Source organism: Elizabethkingia argenteiflava, from assembly GCF_009904105.1.
GTDB lineage: Bacteria > Bacteroidota > Bacteroidia > Flavobacteriales > Weeksellaceae > Elizabethkingia > Elizabethkingia argenteiflava.
In genome coordinates this window covers 1-366 of the sequence record NZ_JAAABJ010000420.1, presented here as the reverse complement: position 1 = coordinate 366, position 366 = coordinate 1, and the positions used below count along the sequence as shown (strand labels likewise).

The window sequence follows — 366 nt, the reverse complement described above, 5'->3', positions numbered from 1 at the left end:
TCTATTTTATAATCAATACTCAGATCACCTTTGTCTACTAATATTGTACATTTTTGATACAATTGCTTAATATCTTTGAGATAATGAATATCATGTACAGAATCTTGTGTTACATCAAAATCGGTAAAAATCCCATCAGTAGTACACACTGCATGCAATTTATAACCATAATAAACACTATTTTGCCAATCACAAAAACCTTTATCCGGGCTGGTTAAGTAATTTTCTCTACAAACAGTACTTCTGGAACTTCTGATTAATTTGCATATTTATAATGGAATGCTATCTAAAATGAAATAATCACTGACAGATATTATTACAGCTATCTTGTTTCTTAATGAATCCCGATAAGACAACAAGTTGCGC

Annotated in this window: 1 protein-coding gene; it reads right to left on the bottom strand. The window is 30.1% G+C overall.

The window, feature by feature from the left end:
- Positions 1-257, bottom strand: a 257-nt coding sequence (locus tag GNY06_RS15140) for a transposase (protein ID WP_394350828.1), incomplete at its 3' end; no start/stop codon positions are given.
- Positions 258-366: the final 109 nt, after the last annotated feature.